Origin of the sequence: Butyrivibrio hungatei (assembly GCF_900101605.1) — a bacterium.
Lineage (GTDB): Bacteria > Bacillota > Clostridia > Lachnospirales > Lachnospiraceae > Butyrivibrio > Butyrivibrio hungatei_B.
The window spans coordinates 174,662-198,106 of sequence record NZ_FMUR01000004.1 but is presented as its reverse complement, the minus strand read 5'-3'; the positions used below and the strand labels follow the sequence as shown (position 1 = coordinate 198,106).

At 41.7% G+C, this 23,445-nt stretch carries 20 protein-coding genes; 19 read left to right on the top strand and 1 reads right to left on the bottom strand.

Features of this window, described 5'->3' with window-relative positions; all coding sequences use genetic code 11:
• Positions 1 to 16: 16 nt before the first annotated feature.
• From rlmH to BLP87_RS02655, 13 genes are all read left to right on the top strand, one after another.
• Complete coding sequence (gene rlmH, locus BLP87_RS02715) at positions 17 to 499, top strand: 23S rRNA (pseudouridine(1915)-N(3))-methyltransferase RlmH (protein WP_074461326.1); 483 nt, start codon at positions 17 to 19, stop codon at positions 497 to 499.
• Positions 496 to 1,542 carry a PhoH family protein gene (locus BLP87_RS02710; protein ID WP_074461325.1) on the top strand — a complete coding sequence of 349 codons (1,047 nt, stop codon included), beginning with the start codon at positions 496 to 498 and terminating at the stop codon, positions 1,540 to 1,542. The genes rlmH and BLP87_RS02710 overlap by 4 nt, the downstream gene beginning before the upstream one ends.
• Positions 1,529 to 2,740 (top strand): hypothetical protein, encoded by a 1,212-nt coding sequence (locus tag BLP87_RS02705; RefSeq protein ID WP_074461324.1) that lies wholly within the window; start codon positions 1,529 to 1,531, stop codon positions 2,738 to 2,740. The genes BLP87_RS02710 and BLP87_RS02705 overlap by 14 nt, the downstream gene beginning before the upstream one ends.
• Positions 2,724 to 3,227 carry an rRNA maturation RNase YbeY gene (gene ybeY, locus BLP87_RS02700; protein WP_074461323.1) on the top strand — a complete coding sequence of 168 codons (504 nt, stop codon included), beginning with the start codon at positions 2,724 to 2,726 and terminating at the stop codon, positions 3,225 to 3,227. The genes BLP87_RS02705 and ybeY overlap by 17 nt, the downstream gene beginning before the upstream one ends.
• 22 nt (positions 3,228 to 3,249) lie before the next feature.
• The gene (locus tag BLP87_RS15960; RefSeq protein ID WP_074461322.1) at positions 3,250 to 4,881 is read left to right on the top strand and encodes an MATE family efflux transporter; all 1,632 of its coding nucleotides are present in this window, start codon (positions 3,250 to 3,252) and stop codon (positions 4,879 to 4,881) included.
• Positions 4,882 to 4,892: 11 nt separating this feature from the next.
• Positions 4,893 to 6,122 carry an aminoacetone oxidase family FAD-binding enzyme gene (locus BLP87_RS02690; RefSeq protein ID WP_074461321.1) on the top strand — a complete coding sequence of 410 codons (1,230 nt, stop codon included), beginning with the start codon at positions 4,893 to 4,895 and terminating at the stop codon, positions 6,120 to 6,122.
• Between the two features lie 23 nt (positions 6,123 to 6,145).
• The gene (locus tag BLP87_RS02685) at positions 6,146 to 7,852 is read left to right on the top strand and encodes an NAD(P)/FAD-dependent oxidoreductase (protein WP_074461320.1); all 1,707 of its coding nucleotides are present in this window, start codon (positions 6,146 to 6,148) and stop codon (positions 7,850 to 7,852) included.
• A 23-nt stretch (positions 7,853 to 7,875) separates the two neighbouring features.
• The gene (locus tag BLP87_RS02680; RefSeq protein ID WP_074461319.1) at positions 7,876 to 8,478 is read left to right on the top strand and encodes a 5-formyltetrahydrofolate cyclo-ligase; all 603 of its coding nucleotides are present in this window, start codon (positions 7,876 to 7,878) and stop codon (positions 8,476 to 8,478) included.
• An 18-nt stretch (positions 8,479 to 8,496) separates the two neighbouring features.
• On the top strand, positions 8,497 to 9,738 hold the full coding sequence (locus BLP87_RS02675) for a glutamate-5-semialdehyde dehydrogenase (RefSeq protein ID WP_074461318.1): 1,242 nt from the start codon (positions 8,497 to 8,499) through the stop codon (positions 9,736 to 9,738).
• Positions 9,738 to 11,696, top strand: a complete 1,959-nt coding sequence (locus tag BLP87_RS02670) for a class II aldolase/adducin family protein (protein WP_074461317.1) — start codon at positions 9,738 to 9,740, stop codon at positions 11,694 to 11,696. Before BLP87_RS02675 ends, BLP87_RS02670 begins: the two co-directional genes overlap by 1 nt.
• Positions 11,693 to 12,745: a S66 family peptidase gene (locus BLP87_RS02665; RefSeq protein WP_083334427.1), complete on the top strand. Its 1,053-nt coding sequence runs from the start codon at positions 11,693 to 11,695 to the stop codon at positions 12,743 to 12,745. The genes BLP87_RS02670 and BLP87_RS02665 overlap by 4 nt, the downstream gene beginning before the upstream one ends.
• A 110-nt stretch (positions 12,746 to 12,855) precedes the next feature.
• Positions 12,856 to 13,542: a hypothetical protein gene (locus BLP87_RS02660; protein WP_074461316.1), complete on the top strand. Its 687-nt coding sequence runs from the start codon at positions 12,856 to 12,858 to the stop codon at positions 13,540 to 13,542.
• A gap of 38 nt (positions 13,543 to 13,580) precedes the next feature.
• A complete protein-coding gene (locus tag BLP87_RS02655; RefSeq protein ID WP_074461315.1) occupies positions 13,581 to 14,645 on the top strand; it encodes a lactonase family protein in 1,065 nt (354 codons plus the stop codon).
• Between the two features lie 94 nt (positions 14,646 to 14,739).
• On the opposite strand, the gene aroC is transcribed toward BLP87_RS02655, so the two are convergent.
• Positions 14,740 to 15,840 (bottom strand): chorismate synthase, encoded by a 1,101-nt coding sequence (gene aroC, locus BLP87_RS02650; protein ID WP_074461314.1) that lies wholly within the window; start codon positions 15,838 to 15,840, stop codon positions 14,740 to 14,742.
• Positions 15,841 to 16,052: 212 nt separating this feature from the next.
• Between aroC and BLP87_RS02645 the strand changes: the two genes are divergently transcribed.
• The 6 genes from BLP87_RS02645 to ilvD all read left to right on the top strand — a co-directional run bounded on the left by BLP87_RS02645 (position 16,053) and on the right by ilvD (position 23,434).
• Entirely contained in the window at positions 16,053 to 17,168 is a 1,116-nt protein-coding gene (locus tag BLP87_RS02645; protein ID WP_083334425.1) for a M15 family metallopeptidase, read from the top strand.
• Between the two features lie 9 nt (positions 17,169 to 17,177).
• Positions 17,178 to 18,359 (top strand): tRNA guanosine(34) transglycosylase Tgt, encoded by a 1,182-nt coding sequence (gene tgt, locus BLP87_RS02640; RefSeq protein ID WP_074461312.1) that lies wholly within the window; start codon positions 17,178 to 17,180, stop codon positions 18,357 to 18,359.
• A 102-nt stretch (positions 18,360 to 18,461) separates the two neighbouring features.
• Positions 18,462 to 18,836: a preprotein translocase subunit YajC gene (yajC, locus tag BLP87_RS02635; protein ID WP_026654709.1), complete on the top strand. Its 375-nt coding sequence runs from the start codon at positions 18,462 to 18,464 to the stop codon at positions 18,834 to 18,836.
• Positions 18,837 to 18,958: 122 nt separating this feature from the next.
• Entirely contained in the window at positions 18,959 to 20,062 is a 1,104-nt protein-coding gene (gene leuB / locus BLP87_RS02630; protein ID WP_074461311.1) for a 3-isopropylmalate dehydrogenase, read from the top strand.
• A complete protein-coding gene (locus BLP87_RS02625; protein ID WP_074461310.1) occupies positions 20,040 to 21,737 on the top strand; it encodes an ArnT family glycosyltransferase in 1,698 nt (565 codons plus the stop codon). Before leuB ends, BLP87_RS02625 begins: the two co-directional genes overlap by 23 nt.
• 20 nt (positions 21,738 to 21,757) lie before the next feature.
• A complete protein-coding gene (gene ilvD, locus BLP87_RS02620; RefSeq protein ID WP_074461503.1) occupies positions 21,758 to 23,434 on the top strand; it encodes a dihydroxy-acid dehydratase in 1,677 nt (558 codons plus the stop codon).
• Positions 23,435 to 23,445: the final 11 nt, after the last annotated feature.

Here is a 23,445-nt window from a genome sequence, read left to right as displayed (position 1 = left end):
ACATAGGAGAAGTCTTTTGAGTAATATCAGTATAGTATGTGTCGGCAAGATCAAAGAGAAGTATTGGAATGATGCGATAGCGGAATATTCCAAGAGACTTTCGAGATATTGCAGATTAAACATAATTGAAGTTGCCGACGAGAAAACTCCCGACAATGCGCCGCCGGCTATAGAGGAGCAGATTAGGAAAAAAGAGGCGGAGAGAATTTTAAAGAATATTGATGAGAGAGCACATGTTTGTGTACTTGCGATAAAAGGTAAGAGATACACGTCGGAAGCTTTTTCTGAATATATAAGTTCGCTTGGTGTGAGCGGCACAAGTCATATACAATTTGTCATAGGCGGATCTTTGGGACTCCATGATAGTGTACTTAAGAGGGCGGATTCGTCTATCAGCTTTTCGGATATGACATTTCCTCATCAGATGATGAGAGTTATTCTTTTGGAACAGATTTATCGTGGTTATAAAATTTTTTGTGGAGAACCGTACCATAAATGAGTGAGATTACAGAACTTAGATTGGCGCTCACGGCTGAGGACGAGCGCAATATATTCGGTGGAAACGACAGTTATATCCGTAAGATTGAGGATAGTCTTCATGTAGAGATCATCGACAGAAACGGTGAGCTTCGCATAATCGGAGAAAAAGAGGGTGCAAACAAGGCTTCAAGTATTATAAGAGAACTTGTGCAGCTCTCGAGGAGAGGGTCGCATATAGAGGAACAGAGTGTTGACTATGCGATTTCTTTAAAAGAAGATTCAAAGAACAAGGACGTCGTTCAAAATGACAATGTTCTTGTTGATATAGACAGAGACATCATTTGTCACACAGTCTCGGGAAAACCGATAAAACCTAAGACTCTCGGACAGAAAAAATATATAGACGCTATCAGAAATAAAATGATAGTTTTCGGACTCGGCCCTGCCGGAACAGGTAAGACATATCTTGCAATGGCTATGGCGATAACGGCGTTTCAGCGTGAAGAGGTAAGCAGGATCATTTTGACGAGACCTGCGATAGAGGCCGGAGAGAAGCTCGGATTTTTGCCCGGTGACCTCCAGAGCAAGGTCGATCCGTACTTAAGACCTTTATATGATGCCCTTTACCAGATAATGGGCACAGAGAATTTTATAAAGAATATGGAAAAAGGGCTTATTGAAGTGGCACCTCTTGCATATATGAGAGGAAGAACTTTGGATAACGCTTTTATAATTCTCGATGAGGCACAGAATACAACACCTGCGCAGATGAAGATGTTCCTTACAAGAATCGGATTCGGTTCCAAGGTTATCATCACAGGTGATGCGACTCAGAAGGATCTTTCTGCGGATGTAAGATCCGGTCTTGAGATTGCGGGAAATGTCCTTAAGGGAATTGATGATATCGCTTTTTGTACACTTACCAGCAGCGATGTTGTGAGACATCCGCTCGTTCAGAAGATTGTTAAGGCTTACGAAGACTACGAGAAGAAGGCCGAGAACAAGAAGAAAAAGAAGTCAATACAAAAGTTGGAGAAGCGTTCGGACAATGGAAAACGATAAGATTTCTAATTTGAAAATCAGATTGTTATACGTGGCAATGCTTGTTTTTACCGGAGTTATTGTTTTTGCTTTTTCATTTTTTACGGATAAAAGCTATGAAGCTATTTTAAGAAATACAATTGTTTCTGTCGCTATAGCGGGAACAGTCGTTTTTATGCTTGTAGATGCCGTTTCCGACGGGCAGAGCAGATTGTTATATGATAATAATGTGGTGAGAAACCGCTTTGTTGTGGGGTATTTTGTCACACTTATTTTGGCATGTATATTCAGCCTTATACCCAATGTGTTGTGGCCGTACATGTCGCTTTTTGTTATGCTTGCGCTTTTTTCAAATACGGAGATAGGTATGATCTCCGGAGTCGGACTTGTTTCGATTTCCGTTATGCTTGAGAAAAACGGAGGATGCGGAGAATTATTTATGTATATTCTTGCCGGAGCGGTTGCAATCGCAATGTTTAGGAATCTGGAAGAAAATACCGAGATAGGAATTCCGACATTTATTTCTCTAATGATGCAGGCGGTATTTTTGGTTGCATATAACGTTTTGTTCCTTAACAGAACTTTTTCCGCATACCTGCTTGTTTCACCTGCCATCAATATTATGCTCAATCTTACCATTCTTCTTATATTCCTGAACATTTTCGGCGTTTATGTTATAAGACGGACAAATGATATGTATATGGTAATCAATGATGCGGATTTCCCGCTTCTTGTTACTCTCAAGGAAAATAATAAAGACGAATATTACAGAGCCATACATACGGCATATATTGCCGAGAGAATCGCACTCGGCCTTAATATAAATGCAAGAGCGGTCAAGAACTGTTCTTATTATCACAGGATAGGTGTGCTTGAAGGAAAGTCAAAATGGGATGACGTCAAACATATCTATACGGATAACAGCTTCCCGACGGAGGCGATGGATTTTTTACATGATTATATAGAACCTAAGAAGAACGAGCCCAAGTCCAAAGAGGCGCTTGCGGTTCAGCTCGGAGAAGTTCTTATTGCGTCCATAATGTATCTGCTTAAAAAGGACAAGGATGCAAAGATAGATTACGACAATCTTATTGATTCGATAATTGATAAAAAAGTTTCCGACGGAGATCTTAAGGACTACGATGTTACGTTCAGGGAACTTGAAGTTATGAAGAAGATAATGAAAAAGGAGAAGCTTTACTATGACTTTTTGCGTTGAGAATGAGACGGGAGCGCAATTTGATTTTGATCCCGAGGAAGTTGCGGCGCTTGTTGCAAAAGAGGTTCTCAGATCCGAAGGGTGCGACAGAGAAGTTGAGATTAGTCTCACGATCACCAATGATGAAGGAATACAGGAGCTGAACAGAGAATTCAGAGAAATTGACAGGCCGACTGATGTTCTTTCTTTTCCCAATGTTTCGTATGAAGAACCGGGAGATTTTTCCGTTATGGAGGGTGAGCAGGAAGTCGATCTTCTCAATCCGGATACCGGAAATATTATGTTTGGAGATATTGTTGTGAACGAAGACAGGGTCAGAAGTCAGGCACAGGAGTATGGTCACAGCACAAAGAGAGAATTTGCTTTTCTTATCGCACACAGTATGCTTCATCTTTGCGGTTACGATCACATGGAGGAAGACGAAGCAAAGGTAATGGAAAAAAAGCAGAGCGATGTTCTTAATACACTTGGTATAACAAGAGACTGAAAAATAAAATTGGAGATCAAACATGAAAAAGTACTACGAAGAAAAAAGAATAAGACCCGACGTGCTTACAGCCGCTGTATATTGTTCAATCATAATACTTATGCTGTATGAGGTTGTGGCGATAAGGATTTACGGAGAGAAAGGTGCAGGTTATTCTGCGGGCTCTCTTGCGATATTCTTTGCATTTTATTGTTCTTTCGTTCTTGCCGTGCAGAAGGCCGTATGGGTAATGGTGCGTGTAAGAGCAAGAAAATCCCAGTACAAGAATGCTGAGGAGAATATGAAGAAAACTCTTAAGATATTCGCTTTTACAGGCGTTCTGGTGACTGTGGTATTTACCTTTATAGGTATCAATTTCTCCGATCTTTTGCTTGGATCGAACAGAGGAAGTTTTCAGTTTCTTATATCGACTTTTTCAGTATTGTTCCTGTGCGTTCAGGGTGTTATAAGAGGTTATCTGCAGGGTGTCGGATATACAAAGCCGATAGTTGTTTCCGATGTTTTGATGGCTGTTGCGGCATTCCTTGTCGGAACATTGTTTTCTGCGATCATGTACGGATACGGACTTAAAGTAAATACTCTTTTCCATGTCGAAGAATTCAGTGCGGTATACGGCTCGACGGGAATGACACTCGGACTCTTTGTGGCATCGATCGTCGGACTTGTGCATACATCTGTAAGCTTTTATGTAAGAAGAAATGAGCTTGAAGAGATAGGAAAGAGAAGTGCGCCGAGATACGTTGACAGTAAGAATGACGTTATGTCGGGACTCAGGCCTATTTTGTTCATGTATGCTTCACCCGGAATAGCTCTTTTGGTCGATCAGGTCTTTTACATGATCCATCACAGAACTGTCGGAAGTAAGGCGGATCCTATATATAACTACGGTATTTATGCGGGAAGAACTATTCCCATTGTAATAACATTTTCACTTCTTTGCTGTCTTCCTTTTCTTATCGAGTGGAACAGGATCAGAGCGAGATTTGAGAGAGATGAGCCTGAAAATGCGGGAGAAAAGCTCTCGAGATTTGTAAAACATTTTATTGAGATCACGGTTCCGGTCGCATTGTTTATCTTTACATTGGCTTCATCTGTAGACACGCTCGTATACTGGAAGGGAAATGATTTTAGCGTTGAGCTTTTGAGAGCGGCAAGTTGTTTGATCATTCTTGTTCCTTTTGCGATTTTCTTTTCGTGGATCTTGTTCCATGCGGGTAAGTCTATACTTATTGTATTTGGACTCGGAATAACATGGCTTGTTCATATTGCGATGCTGTTTGTATGCGCGAGTGTCGGAAATATCGGATTGTACGGAGTATTGATCCCTGTTATCGTTTCATTTCTGGTTTATGACATTCTTTCGCTTATTGTCTTTAAGAAAATGCTTAAAGCAGATTATGCTCTTTTGGTAAATTTTGCAAAGACGCTTGTGGCAGCGGCTGTAGCCGGATTTGTGGTGTTTTTGATCGATATGGTTTTGGTAAAAAATATAGGTGAGATTCTTTCACTTGTTGTTTGTACGCCTGTTTTCTACGTTATATACATTGCGATCATGGTTATGATCGGAAGCATTGACGAGAGAGAACTTAGAAGTATTCCTTTTGGTAAGTACTTTAAGGCACTGCCTGTTTTTATCAAGACTGACGAAGCGTAAGAGGATTTTGTGTGAGTAAAAAAGTTTACGTTGCAGGAGGCGGCGCGGCAGGAATGTGCGCGGCTGTATATGCTGCAAGAAACGGTGCAGATGTGACGATTGTTGAGAAGAATACAAGGCTTGGAAAAAAGCTTTCCGTTACCGGAAACGGAAGATGCAATCTTACCAATCTCGATATGCGCCCTGAATACTATAACAAGGCTGCGCAGGGACGGATGAAGAACTGGCTTTCACTTTACGGCCCCGAAGAGACGATAAAGTTTTTTAAATCACTGGGGGTAATTGTAAAGAGTGAAGACGGGTATATCTATCCTGTTTCGGGACAGGCTTCTACGGTCGTTAATGCGCTCATAAACGAGCTTAAAAGACTTAATGTGAATGTTATCACGGAAAGTCAGGTTAAGGCTGTTAAAAAGGCTGAAAATGAGAAATCGCCGTATGTTCTTGTGACAAACAAGGATAAATACGAAGCAGATGCCGTTATTCTTGCGCTCGGATCGCTTTCCGGTGCAAAGAGCACAATGTCAACCGGAGACGGATATTATATCTGCAAGCAGCTTGGAATGAATCTTAAAGATACATATCCCGCTCTTGTCGGATTTAAGTGCGAGGATGACGGAACCATGCCGGATGCTGGAGTAAGAGCTGCTGCAAGGATTTCTTTTTATCTCGGAGATGAGCTTTTGACTTCGGAGAGCGGAGAACTTCAGATATCCAGGGATGGAATATCGGGAATACCCGTAATGCAGGCAAGCAGGGAAATAATCAAGTTTGTTTCTGAGAAAAAGCCCGTGGTCGCTTCGGTAGATTTTTTCCCGGAATATGATGAAGAAGATTTTGAAGCCCTTAAACGGGATATGTATAAGCTTCGCGATAACAGAACTCTTGAGGAGTTTTTGCTTGGGTTTGCAAACAGCAATATAAATTCGACGGTGCTTAAAAAGATGAAACTGTCGCCGGCCATGCATATGAAGAATATTGCAGACAGCATGGTATCGTGTATACTGGACAGATACAGAGATATACGTTTTAATCTTAAAGAGAGCTATGGCTATATTCAGTCACAGGTGACGACAGGCGGAATGAGCCTTGGTGATATCGGCGACGACATGTCGGTTGTTGGCTTTCCCGGAGTATACCTCGTCGGAGAACTTCTTGATGTTGACGGAAGATGCGGCGGATACAATCTTCAGTTTGCATGGACGAGCGGAAGTATAGCAGGTACGGCGGCTTCAATGTAAGGGCATTTGGAAATAGGAATTATATGATAAGGATCAATCAGATTAAATTACTTAATGACGGTAAAAATATGCGCAGTCATAATGAGCTTTGCGATGTCTTAAAGAAAAAGGCAGCAAAGCTTTTGCGTATAACGGAAAATGATGTCGAAGACATTGTTATAATGCGTCAGTCGATAGATGCAAGAAAGAAACCTCAGATAGTAGACGTCTTTATGATCGATGTTTCCGTAAAGGGAGCTTCCGACAAAAAGGCTGAGGAAAAAATTGTTTCAAGAGCGAAGGATAAAGGAATCACGGTCGTTACTCCCGTTACTTACAATTTTTTGGAAAGAGCGGGAATTGAGGGCGATATGCCTTCAAAGGCTTTGGATACAAGGATCGCTGTTATAGGATCCGGACCTGCGGGACTTTTTTGCGCATATATGCTTGCATCAAACGGCTTTAAGCCTGTTGTTTTTGAGAGAGGCGCCGATGTCGACAAGAGGCAGGAAATAGTCGAAAAGTTCTGGGAGACGGGAAAGCTTGATACCCGCACCAATGTGCAGTTTGGAGAAGGCGGAGCCGGAACTTTTTCTGACGGCAAGCTAAATACAATGGTAAAAGACAAGGACGGAAGAGGAAGAAAAGCTTTGTCCCTGTTTACTGCTTTTGGAGCAGATAGTAAGATAATGTATGACGCGAAGCCTCACATCGGAACGGACGTACTCAGAAAAGTCGTAAAAAATATGAGAAATGAGATAATTTCTCTCGGCGGCGAGTTTAGATTTGAGACGCAGGTTACGGATATTGTCTTAAGCAAAGACGGAGGTGTGAATGCTCTTGTTGCAAACGGCGAAGAGATTCCGTTTGATATAGCCGTTCTTGCTATAGGACACAGTGCGAGAGATACTTTTTCAATGCTAAAAGACAGAGAAGTATCGATGCAGAAGAAGCCTTTTGCAGTCGGATTTAGGGTTGAACATCCGCAGAAGCTGATAAATCTTTCGCAGTACGGAATCGAGGAGCCAAAGTCGCTCCCTGTTGCTTCGTACAAACTTGTTATGAATACCAAAGAGGGGCGCGGTGTTTACTCTTTTTGCATGTGCCCCGGAGGGTATGTCGTCAATGCTTCGTCCGAGGAGGGGAGACTTGCCGTAAACGGAATGAGTTACAGCGGCAGAGATTCCGAAAATGCCAATTCTGCGATCATAATCACGGTCGATCCTAAAGATTTCGGATCCGATGATGTTCTTGCGGGAGTTGAGTTTCAGAGAAAACTTGAAGAAAAAGCATATGAACTTGGCGGAGGAAAGATTCCCGTTGAGTACTACGAAGATTTTAAGAAAGCGGTCTCTCCGTTTGAAGATAAGACGGGCGATAAAAATAATCCGAAAGAACCTGTCAGATTCAGAGATGTATGCAAGCCCAACACGAAGGGCGCGTATGTTTTTTCAAATGTTCATGAGATCTTACCGGACGATCTTAATAAATCCTTTGTTGAAGGAATGGAGAAGTTCGGTACAATGATAAAGGGATATAATTCACCGGATGCTCTTATCGCCGGTGTGGAAACAAGAACTTCGTCGCCCGTAAGAATTAATCGTACGCAGAGCGGTGAGTCAGAAAATATTAAAGGACTTTATCCGTGCGGTGAAGGAGCCGGATATGCAGGCGGAATCATGTCTGCAGCTATGGATGGTATCAAGATAGCCGAATTTATTGCAAAAAAATTAGTAGAAACTTTGCGCTGATTCAAATACAATGGAAGGTACCGATGGAAAAAGACTTAATAAGAAAAGATGTCTTACAAAAAAGAGACGAACTCAGTGTATATAAGATTGAGGTAAAAAGCAGGGAGATTTTTGAGGAACTTGTCACAAGACCCGAATATATCGAGGCTTCCAATATTCTTACATACGCCTCTGTCAGAAATGAAGTTAAGACAGATGAGATTATTCTTGATGCGCTTGCACTTGGGAAAAGAGTTTTTTGCCCTAAGGTTACAGATAAGAAAAACGGCATAATGAAGTTTGTGAGGATATACGAGCCGGAAAATCTTGTTCCGGGTGATTACGGTCTTATGGAACCGGAGATTAGGGATGACAGTGAGATATTCGATCCGGATTTTTATGCCGATGAATCAAATGTTCGCCGGATAGACGGTGAAAATGCCGGAAAGACAATGGTCATCGTTCCGGGAGTTGCTTTTGATGAGAAAGGCAACAGGATAGGTTATAAGGGAGGATTCTACGACAGATTTCTCTCAAAAGTAAGCTATGCCGATACAGTGGCACTTTGCTATAAGATTCAGATTGTTGATGAGATTATACCGAGTGAATATGATATTCCCGTAAAGAGTATCATTCACGAGAAATAAAGGAGCTGGAGAACATAGATGGAACTTATTGAGATTTGTAAAAAAGCTAAAAAAGTAAAATACGAGATTCAGTGTCTTACCACGAAAGAGAAAAATGACGCTCTTCTTGCGGTTGCGGATAAACTTGTTGCTGAGGCAGACAGTATTATTGCAGCAAATGCGAAGGATTATGAGAGAGGCGTTTCAAACGGAATGCACAAAGGCCTTTTGGACAGACTTCTTCTTGATAAAAAAAGAATTGAAGCTATGGCTGAGGGACTTAGGCAGGTTGCGGCTCTTCCCGATCCTATAGGAGAAGTTATCGATAGCTTTTCACGTCCCAATGGGCTTCAGATAAAGAAAGTCAGGGTTCCTATGGGTGTTATCGGTATAATTTACGAAGCAAGGCCCAATGTTACGGCTGATGCTTTTGCGCTTACTTTTAAAGCGGGTAATGCTGTTGTTTTAAAAGGCGGAAGCGATGCCATAGACAGCAATATTCAGATTGCAAATGTTATGAGAGCTGCACTTTCGGAATGCGGTATCAATCCCGATGCGATCCAGCTCATTGAAGATACGGACAGAGCAGTTACGACTAAGTTTATGCAGATGAATGAGTACATAGATGTTCTTATTCCCAGAGGAAGTGCAAGACTTATAAATGCTGTGGTTGAGAATTCTACTATTCCCGTTATCGAGACAGGTACGGGTAATTGTCACATCTATGTAGATAAGGATGCCGATATTGACAAGGCAATCCCTATCATTATCAATGCCAAGACTCAGAGAATAGGCGTATGTAATGCCGCTGAATCTCTGGTTGTCCATGAGGATATTAAGGATAAGTTCCTTCCTCTTTTTGAAAAAGCGATGAACGAGCACAATGTTGAGATAAGAGGCGACGAGGAAAGCCGCAAACTTATGAACAGTGCCGTTTCCGCTACTGAAGAGGATTTTGGAAAAGAGTTCCTTGATTATATTATTTCCGTTAAAACAGTTAAGAATGTCGATGAAGCCATCGATCATATAAACAAGTATAATACAAGTCACTCGGATGCCATCGTTACAGAGAATGAAGAGACTGCAAAGAGATTTCTTGAAAGAGTTGATTCCGCTTGTGTATATGTAAATGCTTCAACGAGATTTACAGACGGATTTGAGTTTGGATTCGGAGCCGAGATCGGTATAAGCACGCAAAAGCTTCATGCGCGCGGACCGATGGGACTTAAAGAACTTACATCCTATAAGTATCAAATTGTCGGAGAGGGACAGATCAGGTAATGAAAAGTAGAAAAGAAGATTCTGAATTTCTTGAGGAAAAACAGCATGTCATAGATGTGGCGAATGAGTTGCACAAAAAAGGCTATTTACCACGTACATGGGGAAGTGTTAGCTGCAGAGTCGACAAGGAAATCTTTTTGATAACTCCGAGCGGTATCAGATATGAAGATATGACGCCGGATATGATTTGCCTTGTTAATCTCAAAAATCTGAACTTCATGGGAGAGTATGATCCGTCTTATGAAAGAGGAGTGCATGCGGCTTGCTACAGAACCAGAAAAGATGTGGAGTTTGTTGCTCTTACACATCAGGTTTTTGCTTCATGTGCCGGAGTTTTGGGACTTAAAAGAATATATACATATGTTGAGGATGAGGATGTTGTCATCCCCTGTGTTCCTTATGCTTATCCCGGAAGTGCCAAACTTGCGGGAAATGTTGCTGCGACCATAAAGAAAAACAGGGAGTCCGACAGTTTTATCTTGTCTAATCACGGTGCATTGTTCATGGGAGCAAACTCCGATGAAGTCATTGAGAATATCGAGAGAATCGAGGATGCCTGTGATAATTTCCTTATGGATGTATGTAAGACCGATATGTATCATGGCGTTGAAGAGGGCTTCGGAAGCCATCTTGAAGGCGATGAGATTATTTATGATGTCGAAGATACACCTGAGCGTGTTAAGCATATTCACAGAGAAATCTATGACAGAAGACCGGATGTAAAATACATAGTTCACAATAAGTCTGACGCGGTTATGACGGTATCAAGAACCGCGACTCATTTGAGACCTCTTTTGTTCGACTTTGCGGAGCTTGTCGGATACAGCGTTAAGATTCCGAGTAACGAGCACGGAAAAGACGGACACAGTTATCATAATATCAAGAAAAATTCCAATGCAGTTTTTGCGCTTAATGACGGTGCTTATTGTATAGGTGAGACTTTGGAGGATGCGGTTGCCGCGTCTATAGTTCTGGATAAGGGATGTATTGCTTATCTTGCGGCTCTTCGTCACGGAGAAGGCCATCCCATATCTTATCTTGACTGCATCAAGATGAATAAGTATTACAAAAAGGTTTATTCAAGAATTTCATCCGATTATCTTGAAGAGAAATACAGAGATGAATTTGAAGATGACGAAGACGATGAAGAAGAGGAAGATATTGTAAGAAGACCGTCAAGGAAAACTTCACGCGAATCCTCCGGAGAGTCAGCAAGGGAATCTTCAAGAACATCAGGGAGAGAATCTTTGAGAAAAGCTTCAAGAGAATCCGGTAGAGAATCTTTAAGGGAATCTTCGAGAGAAGCTTCAAGGGAGTCAGCACGTGACTCCAAGAGAGAATTAAGAAGAGAATCTGACAGAAGAGCAAAGAGAAATATAGATATTGATCTGGATCTTGATGAAGATCAGGATGATGATCTTGATATGGTTTCGAGCAAAGTTGCCAGAAGAGAAGCAATAAAGAAATCGATAAACAATTCACTCAGAAAACCCGAACCTACTAGAGAACTTTCAAAATTACCCAAAAGAGAATCGTTTAGAAGAGCTCAGGATGATTTTGACGAGGATTTTGAGGAAGAGGAGCCTAAAAGAACTCCGAAAAGAGAGTCATTCAGCGAATCTATAAAGAACCTCAGGAAAAATCCGAGAACTGCTTCAAGGAAGACTGTTTCGGATGAATATGAAGATGATTTCGAAGATGAGCTTGAAGACGATTTTGACAACGATTTTAACGATGATGAGTATCATGATGACTATGAGGAAGAATATATAGAAGGCTTTGAAGAAGAGTACGATGACGACTTTGACGAGGGTTTTGGAGATGATTTCGAAGAAGAGTTCAGGGAAGAATTCGGCGATGAATTCAGGGCTGATTATTCCAAAATGAGATCGAAAGGAAAAGGAAACTCAAGAGGATCGTTTGGAGACGATTCAAGCAAGAGAACGAGGAGAAGATGATCAGAAAACCGGACAGCATAAAGAAAGGTGACACCATAGGAATAACCGCTCCTTCATTCGGTGCGGCTATAGAACCGTATAGTTTTTTGATAGATATTGCCGAGAACAGGATAAAAGGCAGAGGTTACAATATTATCGAGGGTAAGACGGCAAGGATGGGAGACGGACTTGGAATAAGCACCGATCCCAAAGTTACAGGTGCCGAGCTTACGGATTTTTATAAGAGAGACGATATTGATGCGATTATCTCTGCGGGCGGCGGAGAGCTCATGGTTGAGACTATCTCAAATGTTGATTTTGAGATTATAAAAAGCGCCAGGCCCAAGTGGTTTGTCGGATATTCCGACAATACGAGCTTTTTGCTTCCGCTTGTTACTATCGCAAATACATGTGGGATTTACGGCCCCAATATTACGGGATATGCCAAAGAATGGGAAGGTACCGAGAATGACGCCTTCGCATTGCTTGAGGGAACAAAGAAGGTATTTAAGGGCTATGACAAATTTGTAAAGCATAAAGAAGAAAAAGAGGAAATAGATTATTCCAAGCCTTTTGTATACAAATGCGATGCGAAAAAAGTTTTGACCAATTACGATTGTTCTTCAAAGAAAGCCGAGAAGACAGATGGCAAAGTAAGCATGCAGGGAATCCTGCTCGGCGGTTGCATCGACGTAATGGCCAATATGATAGGAACAAGATTTGATAAAGTCGCGGATTTTGTAAAAAAATGTGATGATAAAATTTTGTGGGTTATCGAAAACTGTGAGCTCAATCCCATGAGCTACAGAAGAGCAATCTGGAATATGAAGGAAGCCGGCTGGTTTGAAAATGTCGGTGGATTTATTGTCGGAAGGTCAAACGGATGCTTTGACGGAGATATGATGGGCGTTGACAGATTTAACGCACTTACGGATCTTTTGCAGGATTATGGGGCTCCTATAATCTTTGATGCGGATATCGGGCATATCGATCCGATGCTTCCCGTTGTAATGGGGGCAAGAGCAGATGTATCGGCAGATGCCGATAATCTTGAAATAAGGTATTTATAATAAACGGGCGTGATTGCCATTTTCTTGAATTTTACATTCGAGAATATATAATTATAAATATAAAAAGAGAAGAGAAAATAAGATTGTTGTTAGACACGGAGGAAAAATTTATGACTGGAATGAAAAAAAATCTTATTACTGCGCTTGGTACATTTTTGGTTGCAGGATCGCTCATGTCTGTTAATGCGCATGCAGAAAGTGATCTTCCCATGTACTTTGACTTTGGGGATACTGTAATTAATATGAACGCAGGAAGCGAACACACAATGCATATGAGGTCAAAATTTAACTATACATATCATCTTGGACCTCACACAAGTAACGGAACATATCTTGAGTGCTCATTTAAGAGCGGAACACAGGATGTTATTTTCCATGTTGGCGCCGATGAGCAGGCTAAAGACGTACCTTTCTATTTCTATATTGATGATGAAAAGGTTCAGTCAGACGGCACATACGATGAGGTTCTTGTTCGCGTAGGAAATGCCGCTCAGACTTCAGAGTCTGTTCAGGTTGAGCTTGCAAAGAAAGCGACAGGAACTGTAAAGAAGAACGGAAACGTTGCAATGCTTTATAACGATAAGGATGTTGCAATGGCATCTTTCTCTCTTACAAACGGAAACGGACAGATGGCAACAATTTCTTTAAAGGGTGTTGCCGTAAATGAAGGTTCCAAGTATTTTGATGTTGTATCGGCAACTGATTCCGCACCTGTTATTTCTGAATCAGACAAGGCTGTTATGACAGCAAACGGATTTGTCGGAGTATGCGTAAACGGCAAGTATAAAAACTGGTAATTATTATATAAATATACATTCAGGAGGCATGTTGTAAAATGGCTGGAAAAGACAAGTATGTGGCTTATGTATCTAGCTACACTTCCGGACTTGGTTCCAAATTTGGAATTAAAATTTATGACGTTGATATGAAAAACGGCAGATTTAAGGAGAAGCAGAAGGTTGAAATAACCAATTCATCTTATATCGGAATATCTCACAATAAGAAGACTCTGTATTCCATTACGGATGCGGGTGTCGAGGCTTATCATATTCTGCCCGACGGAGGCCTTGAATTCTTAAATGAGGCTTCAATCAACGGAATGCGTGGATGTTATCTCAATATGGATCAGGAAGATAATTATCTTTTGACAGCCGGATACCATGACGGTAAGGTGACAATCCTTAAGCTTAACAAAGACGGAAGTATCGGTGAGATCACCGATGAGAGATATCATAAGGGTCTCGGAACAGCAGCCGGAAGAAATCACGTGCCTCATGTACAGTGTATAAAAGTATCTAAGGATAATAAGTATCTCCTTGCAGCCGATCTTGGAATGGACAGAGTTAATGTATATTCTCTCAATGTTGAGTCCGGTAAGATCAAAGAAGTTGATGTTATTCACTGTGATCAGGAATCTTCACCCAGACATATGCAGTTTTCCAAAGACGGAAGATTTCTTTATGTTTGTCTTGAGCAGAAATGCGGCATTGAAGTATATGAGTATACAGACAATAACGGCGATCCAGAATTTAACAAGATTCAGACCGTATCTAATTCAGATGAAGCTGATTCTATCGGTGTTGCAAGCAGTGCGCTTACATTCTCCGAGGACTACAACTATCTTGTAAGTTCGACAGCGGGAGAGAACAATGTAATTATTTACAAGGTTGATAAGGAAACGGGACTTCTGACAAAGAAAATCCAGCTTCCGATCGCGGGCGAATATCCTAAGGATGCTGCTTTGTTCCCTGACAATAAGCATCTTGTATCACTCAATCATGAGTCGGATTCGCTTACATTTTTTAAGGTTGATCTTGAGGCAGGAACGCTTGTAATGAACGGACCAGAAGAGCACGTAAATAGACCTAACTGCATTGTATTCCACAAATTAGAGGGATGATATAAATTAGTGTCCTGTAAAAATAGAGCCTGTAAATACATTCTTTTAAAGAGTTTGTATTTACAGGTTTTTTCTTTTTTGCAAAAAAAGTTTTTTACTTCTTGTAGAAGTTTATTATGTTTGAGGCTTTCGCGGAAATGTTGGAGATCAAAAGGTCGAGGAGTGTGAAAGCACACATGCTCTCAACTACAACAACGGCTCTCGGAACCACAACGGGGTCGTGACGACCTTTTATATTTATTGATATATTTTCATTCGATTTGTTTACGGTGTTCTGCGAACGCGCAATGCTGGGTGTCGGCTTTACATAAGCTCTGATTACAATCTCGCTTCCGTCTGACATTCCGCCCAGAATTCCTCCTGAGTTATTTGTTTTTTTAGAAACAGAATTGTTCTCATAAATGAATTCGTCGTTGTTTTCCGAGCCGTATAGTTTCGCTGCTTTGGTTCCGCAACCTATCTCGACGGCTTTAACGGCACCGATACTCATGACAGCTCTTGCAAGGAGAGCATCAAGTTTATCGAAAACAGGTTCGCCGATTCCTGCGGGAACGCCTTTTATGCGGCATTCTATAACACCGCCTATTGAGTCCATGTTTTCGCGGCATTTCATGATAAGATCCATAGCTTTTTTATCCGCTTCTGTATCGGGCATGGATGTTGGTGTTGTATATATTGCATTTCTGTCAAATTTTTCGTCATCGATCTCCACATCTCCGATAGAGCGTGTGTATGCATAAACGTCGATCCCCATCTCTGACAGCAGTTTCTGACAGAGAGCACCTGCGGCAACCCTGCCTATCGTTTCTCTTCCTGAAGAGCGTCCGCCGCCTCTGTAGTCTCTGAAGCCGTATTTTTCATCAAAGCAGTAGTCGGCGTGGCCGGGGCGATAGTAGCTTGCGATCTCACTGTAGTCGGAAGATCTTTGAGAAGTATTTTTTACCATCATGGAAATGGGAGTTCCGGTTGTTTTTCCTTCAAATATTCCGGAGAGTATGCAGACTTCGTCGTCCTCTTTTCTTGATGTTGTGGCAGATGAAGTTCCGGGTTTTCTTCTGTCGAGGAATTTTTGAATATCTTCTTTGGTGAGATCGAGTCCTGCGGGGAAGCCGTCAACAACGACTCCGAGCGCTTCGCCGTGAGATTCTCCCCATGTTGATATTGTAATGTTTTTTCCGAGTGTTGAACCTGACATAGGCATCCTTTCATGTTGACAAAAATTATTGAAATAAAATATATGATTTAGCGCATTGTGGCGCATTATCAGCTATAAAAAATGATGAAATATACGGTAAAGTGTTATATAATATGATATAGATTTCTAAGCCATAAACGCGTATAACATATCATATTATACGCGTTGTCATATTACAAGCCAAGTATCCGAAATGAGAGGGGATTTCCGATATGAACGCTAGTAGCTTACAGATGAAGCTTGCTTATAAGAACAAGATCTTTTCCAAGGTAAAAAAATTTAACAGAAAACATAAAGCGTTTTGCTTTTTGGGTATCTGTTATGCTTTTGCGGCAATCGCGCTTTATGATATCCTTTTCTACTTTTATAGAAGCAGTAAGAGGTATATTTGTCTTGCCTGCGGACTGTTGTTTTTTGTTTTTAGCAGCAGTTTTTCGTATCCTGCGATGTCACTTAATATCAGTTTTGCGTCGGATGTGAGCGTTGACGGATATTCTTCCGATTCGGAAGAAGTGCTTTCCAGTGAGGAAGTTGCCGAGTCTGATGCGGAACTTGCAGTCAGTCAGGATATTGATTCCGAACTTATCAGGGAAGCGATGGAAAGTGAGAATCCCGATGTAGCGGAGGCTGAGCATTTTAATCCCGAGAAGCAGGCCTCTCTTTCTGAAATTCTTGAAGCAACGGGGGATGGCGCAGCAGTGACCGAGGAGACGGATGAAGGGACAGATCTTTCGAATCCGGATGAGATTAATTTTGACGGCAGCGACTGGAAGATAATGCTTGTAAATAAGCAGCATCCGATTCCGGATGATTATGAATTTCCACTCGGAACCATAAGTGGTACGATGAGATGCGATGAGAGGATAATTGCTCCGCTTCTTGAAATGATGAGAGCCGCAAATGCGGACGGAGTGGCACTTATTATCTGTTCTCCCTACAGGGACAGAGACAGGCAGACAATGCTTTTTAACAACAAAGTCAGCAGGTACATGGAAGGCGGAATGAACTATATGGAAGCGTATAATCTTGCTTCCCAGGCGGTTACCGTTCCCGGATCTTCCGAGCATCAGATCGGCCTTGCGATAGATATTATAACGGAAGGATATTCAAGTCTTGATGAGGGATTTGGTAATACACGCGCCGGAAAATGGCTTGCCGACAACAGCTATAAGTACGGATTTATTTTGAGATATCCTGCCGGAAAAGAGAATATTACAAGTATTGAATTTGAACCCTGGCATTTTAGATATGTGGGGGTTGACGCGGCGACTGTTATACACGAAAATGGTATCTGTCTGGAAGAATTCTGGAATACTTATGTTAATTAGAGGATTTATATGTACAAAATTGTAAATAAGGACGGGAACGCCAAGAGCGCTACTTTTTCCACCGTTCACGGTGAAATACAGACTCCTGTATTTATGAATGTCGCAACGGTTGCGGCTATAAAGGGAGGAGTATCTACAAGAGATCTCGAGGATATCGGCACTCAGGTTGTTCTTTCAAATACGTATCATTTGCATTTGAGACCGGGAGACGATCTGGTATACAGAATGGGCGGACTTCATAAGTTTATGTCGTGTAACAAGCCTATTCTTACAGATTCGGGTGGATTCCAGGTCTTTTCTCTTGCTAAGACAAGAAAGATAAAAGAGGAAGGAGTATACTTCCATTCGCATATTGACGGACATAAACTGTTCATGGGCCCTGAGGAGAGTATGAGGATACAGTCCCATTTGGGATCGACCATCGCGATGGCGTTTGATGAGTGTCCTTCTGCTAAGGCAGAGCATGAATATGTGCAGATGTCTGTGGACAGAACGACAAGATGGCTTGAGCGATGCAAAAAAGAGATGGACCGACTGAACGGCCTCCGGTATACGGTTAATCCGCATCAGATGCTTTTTGGAATCAATCAGGGAGCTATATTTAACGATATCAGGATAGAGCATGCCAAGAGAATCGCAGATATGGATCTTGACGGCTACGCTGTCGGAGGACTTGCGGTCGGTGAGAGCCACGAGGAAATGTATGATGTTCTTGAACATGTTGTGCCTTTTCTTCCCGAGGATAAGCCGACATATCTAATGGGTGTCGGAACACCGGCAAATATCCTTGAAGCCGTGGACAGGGGAGTAGACTTTTTTGACTGCGTTTATCCAAGCAGAAACGGAAGACACGGACATCTGTATACCAAGAGAGGTCATATCAATATATTAAATGCCAGATATGAGCTTGATGACACGCCTATTGAAGAGGGCTGTCAATGTCCCGCGTGCCGGAGCTATTCCAAGGCATATATAAGGCATCTTCTTAAGGCCGGTGAAATGCTTGGAATGAGGCTTTGCGTTCTTCATAACCTGTACTTTTACAATAATCTGGTAAAAGAGATCAGAGAAGCGATAAGAAGCAATAATTATCAGGCTTACAAGAAGAAAACTTTGGAGAGCATGTCAGAGTTTGATTCGGTTATCTCAAGCGAGTCATATAATATTGCCCGAAATTGGAGAAAAGGTTAAATTTGTAATGTGTCCGGATGAATTTTGACTACTTGAATTTGCCGTTTCTTTCTAGTATTATTGTTTGGTATATAATTAAAGAATAAGTTTTTGGAGGATGTTATGTTATTATATTTTACTGAAGCAGCAACAGAGCCTGTTTCTGCAGGTTCTGCAATTGTACCGACATTACTTTTTTATGCTGTGGTAATGGCAGTGTTCTATTTCCTGCTTGTTCGTCCCAACAGTAAAGAGCGTAAGCAGAAAGCGCAGGTATTGGCTGCATTGGCTGTAGGTGACAGCGTAAGAACCACAGGTGGTTTTATCGGAACTATCATTGACATCAACGACGATATGGTTATTGTAGAGTTTGGTAACAATAAGAATTGTCGTATCCCCATGGTTAAGGATGCAATTGTTGAAGTTGAGAAGCCCGAGGACGCAATCGCTTCTTCAAACGATAGCACCAAGGATTCAAAGAATTCAAAGAAAAAGTAATTAAATTTTGATTCTGTTAAGCCTGATTGGTGCTTGCGCACTCAATCGGGCTTTATTGCATAATGAGATGAAAATCATTAAATTATGACTTAAAAAATACATTATAGAAAAGAGATACGGGTATGAAGCTTAATATTACATGTATTCCTGGTGACGGAATAGGACCTGAAATTGTTACGGAAGCAAAGAAAGTACTTGATAAAGTTGCTTCGGAATTTGGACACTCCATTGAATATAAGGATATTCTGATGGGCGGTTGCTCAATAGATGTTCACGGTGTGCCTCTTACTGATGAGGCTATTGAAGATGCAAAGGCTGCCGATGCCGTACTTATGGGATCAATCGGCGGAAATACATCAACATCCCCATGGTATAAACTTGAGCCTTCACTCAGACCTGAAGCAGGTCTTTTGAAGCTCAGAAAATCACTTAATCTTTTTGCCAACTTAAGACCTGCATATCTTTATCCTCAGCTTAAGGATGCTTGTCCTTTAAAAGAAGCTGTTGCGGATAAAGGTTTTGATATGCTTATTATGAGAGAGCTTACAGGCGGTCTTTACTTTGGCGAGAGATGGACAAAGGAAGAGAACGGTGAGCAGGTTGCGACAGATACTCTTGTTTATAAAGAGAGTGAGATCAGAAGGATTGCAATAAGAGCTTTTGATGTTGCAAGAAAGCGCAGAAAGAGCGTTATAAGCGTAGATAAAGCAAACGTTCTTGATTCTTCAAGACTTTGGAGAAAAGTTGTTGAGGAAGTAAAGAAGGATTATCCCGATGTAACACTTGAGCATATGCTCGTAGATAACTGCGCAATGCAGCTTGTAAAGGAGCCTACACAGTTTGATGTCGTTCTTACCGAGAACATGTTCGGTGATATTCTTTCGGACGAAGCAAGTATGATCACGGGATCTATCGGAATGCTTCCCAGTGCTTCACTTAATGATACAAGCTTTGGATTGTACGAGCCCAGTCACGGAAGCGCCCCTGATATTGCGGGAAAAGATATTGCTAATCCTATTGCTACCGTGCTTTCTGCAGCAATGATGCTCAGATATTCCTTTAACCTTGATAAGGAAGCGGATGCTATAGAAAATGCCGTTCGCAAGGTTTTGGAAGACGGTTACAGGACAACGGATCTTATGCCTAAGGGCGGGGAAGATAACTTTAAACTCGTCGGTTGTCGCATGATGGGAGACTTATTGGTTGAGCGTATCAGCAATTGCTAAAACTGAAAAGAAAATAAATGAGCTTCTTCCGAAAAGCCCCGAAGGAATGGCAGTTACGCTTTTTGTTATTGCGATGGCTTCTTACTATCTGTGGAGAATGTTCGCGATATCTCCGAATTACGACGAACTGTACACATTTTATTATTTTATTTCGAAAGGGCCTTTGTATTCAGCGGTACATTGGCCTCTTCCGAATAATCATGTGGGTTATTCGATACTGTCTTCGATGCTTTACCGCTTTGGTAATTCTTATATTGCACTAAGGGGTGTGTCGTATGTTGCGGCTATTGCAAATCTTATTCTGGTTTACAGGATATGCAGAAAATATTATTCGCATGCGATACCGTTCGGAGCTGTGGTTCTTTATGCATCGATGCAGATAGTAAATGATTACAGCGTTCTCGGAAGAGGATATACACTCGCTACGACCTGCTTTTTACTTTCGATATATTATATCGGTTATATTTGCAGGCTCGGAACCGAAAAGAAGTCGTATTATTTTTTGTTCGGAGGAACTCTGGTCCTTGGAATGTATATTGTTCCGAGCAGCATCTACTGGGTAGTGCCGGTTTGGGCTTCGGGTGCGATATTTCTTTTTATCAATGCGATGAGAAGTAAGGGTGTATACAGTTCGATTTCCGAGAATATCTATTACGGTAAACTCCGTAAACTTTTGGATACCGCGGTGGTTTCCATGACGATCGTCATATTGTTGTATATGATAATATGGCTCGCAATCGGTTCGAACATACTTGTGACTTCGGAAAATTCCGGATTTTTTGAATTATCTCATTTTAGTGTTATTATGAAAGCACCTCATAAAGCTATCCTGACGGGGATGAGATATATGATATCCCATTCATATATTCAGAAGCTTTCTTTGCCGGTTTTCGGACACAGAATCTGGTCATGGTTTATGAGCCTTCTGAATTCTTTGGTGCCGAAGTTTAGCATTATGACACTATTATTCCTGCTTATCAGTCTGGGATGTTTGTTTTATGAATGCTTTAAGCATTTTGAGTACAGCAGGACGGTAATCAATCTTGTTGTTATCGTAAACCTGATGTTTCTTGGCATTGTTTTGCTTTCGCTCCGTACATTGCCATATCTTCGCGTTTTTGGTTATATCGCATTTGTTATCGTCTTGTGCGTCTGTACGGCGCTTGAAAGACTCATAAATGTGAGTATAAGGCTTTATAACCGGAGGAAACTCAGCGCAAAAGGTGTTGAGGGCGTTAAGTCTCATGAAGAGATCGAGACGGTGGAAAAGGGCGATAAATGGTATTCGGGTATCGGAGTATATATCCCGGTTATTGTAATAGTGATTCTTTTTATTTTCAGATTTTTTGACCCGGGATTTAGTTGTCAGATAGCTGAAAGAGAAAATAATGTGTTTAATACGCTTTATGTCGCTGAAGTGACAAAGAGGCAAAGCATTGCAGTGCTGGATTGCGATCAGCAATATCTTCTTAAGTTTGGATGGAATATTGATTGCAACAAGACGGATGTTAAAGGTGCCGATTGCGTACTGCTTGATAAGAATATGTTCAATCCGAATTATAACGGAGACGATCTTTGGAAATTCTATCAGACATACAGGACGATTGATTGGGATTATTTATCTTCGATGCACGTAAGATACGAAAATGACAAATTTATTTTATATACTAAGTAAAAGGAGAAAAGATTATGGCTATGAACAGTGACAGAGTTATGGAGGGCGTTCAGCAGGCTCCTCACAGAAGTTTGTTTAATGCTCTTGGATTTACAGAAGAAGAGAGAAGAAAACCTCTTATTGGAATTGTTAGTTCTTTTAATGAAATAGTTCCCGGACACATGAATCTTGATAAGATCACGGAAGCTGTAAAACTTGCGGTAGCAGAAGCGGGCGGTATGCCTGTTGTTGTTCCCGCTATTGCTGTATGTGACGGTATCGCAATGGGACACATCGGAATGAAATATTCTCTTGTAACAAGAGACCTTATCGCGGACAGCACAGAGTGTCTTGCAAAGGCACATGCTTTTGACGGAATGGTATGCATTCCCAACTGCGACAAGAATGTTCCCGGTCTTCTCATGGCTGCTGCAAGGGTTAATATCCCTACAGTATTTGTATCAGGCGGCCCTATGATGGCAGGAAGAGTAGATGGACACAAGACTTCACTTTCTTCTATGTTTGAGGCTGTCGGAAGTGTTTCTGCAGGAAAGATGACTAACGAGAAGCTTTGTGAATATGAAGAGAAGGCTTGTCCTACCTGTGGTTCATGTTCGGGTATGTATACAGCAAACTCAATGAACTGTCTTACAGAAGCAATCGGAATGGGACTTCCCGGAAACGGAACAATTCCCGCCGTATATTCCGCACGTATCAGACTTGCCAAGCATGCGGGCTATGCGGTAATGAATCTTATAGAGAAGAATATCAGACCCAGAGATATCATGACAAAAGAGGCATTTATGAATGCCATGGCTATGGATATGGCTCTTGGATGTTCCACAAATACGATGCTTCATCTTCCTGCAATCGCACATGAAGCAGGTGTGGATCTTGATATGGAGATTGCAAATGAAGTATCAAGCAGAACACCGAATCTTTGCCACCTTGCACCTGCAGGTCCCACATATATGGAAGATCTTAATGAGGCAGGTGGTGTGCTTGCTGTTATGTCAGAGCTTGTTAAAAAGGACCTTATCAATACGGACCTTATTACGGTTACAGGTAAGACAATCAAGGAAAATCTTGAGGGTGTAAAGAATCTTAATCCCGAAGTTATCAGACCTATCGAGAATCCTTACATGCAGTCGGGCGGAATCGCTGTACTTAAGGGTAACATCGCTCCCGATACAGGCGTTGTTAAGAAGTCTGCGGTTGTTCCTGAGATGCTTGTTCATGAGGGACCTGCCAGAGTATTTGACTGCGAGGAAGATGCTATTGAAGCAATCCTTACAGGTAAGATAGTTGCGGGGGATGTTGTTGTTATCAGATACGAAGGACCTAAGGGTGGCCCCGGAATGAGAGAGATGCTCAATCCCACATCGGCTATTGCAGGAAGAGGACTTGGATCGTCTGTAGCACTTATCACAGACGGAAGATTCTCCGGAGCCAGCAGAGGAGCATCTATCGGACATGTTTCTCCCGAAGCGGCCGTTGGTGGACCTATCGCGCTTATTGAAGAAGGCGATATCATCAGTATAGATATTCCAAACAACGCACTTAATGTTAAGGTTTCTGACGAAGAGCTTGCAAAGAGAAAAGAAAAATGGCAGCCCAGAGAGCCCAAGGTTACGACGGGGTATCTTGCAAGATACAGAGAACTTGTTACAAGCGGAAACAGAGGAGCAATCCTTGAGATTCCCGGAACTTCAAAATAATTTGAATAAAT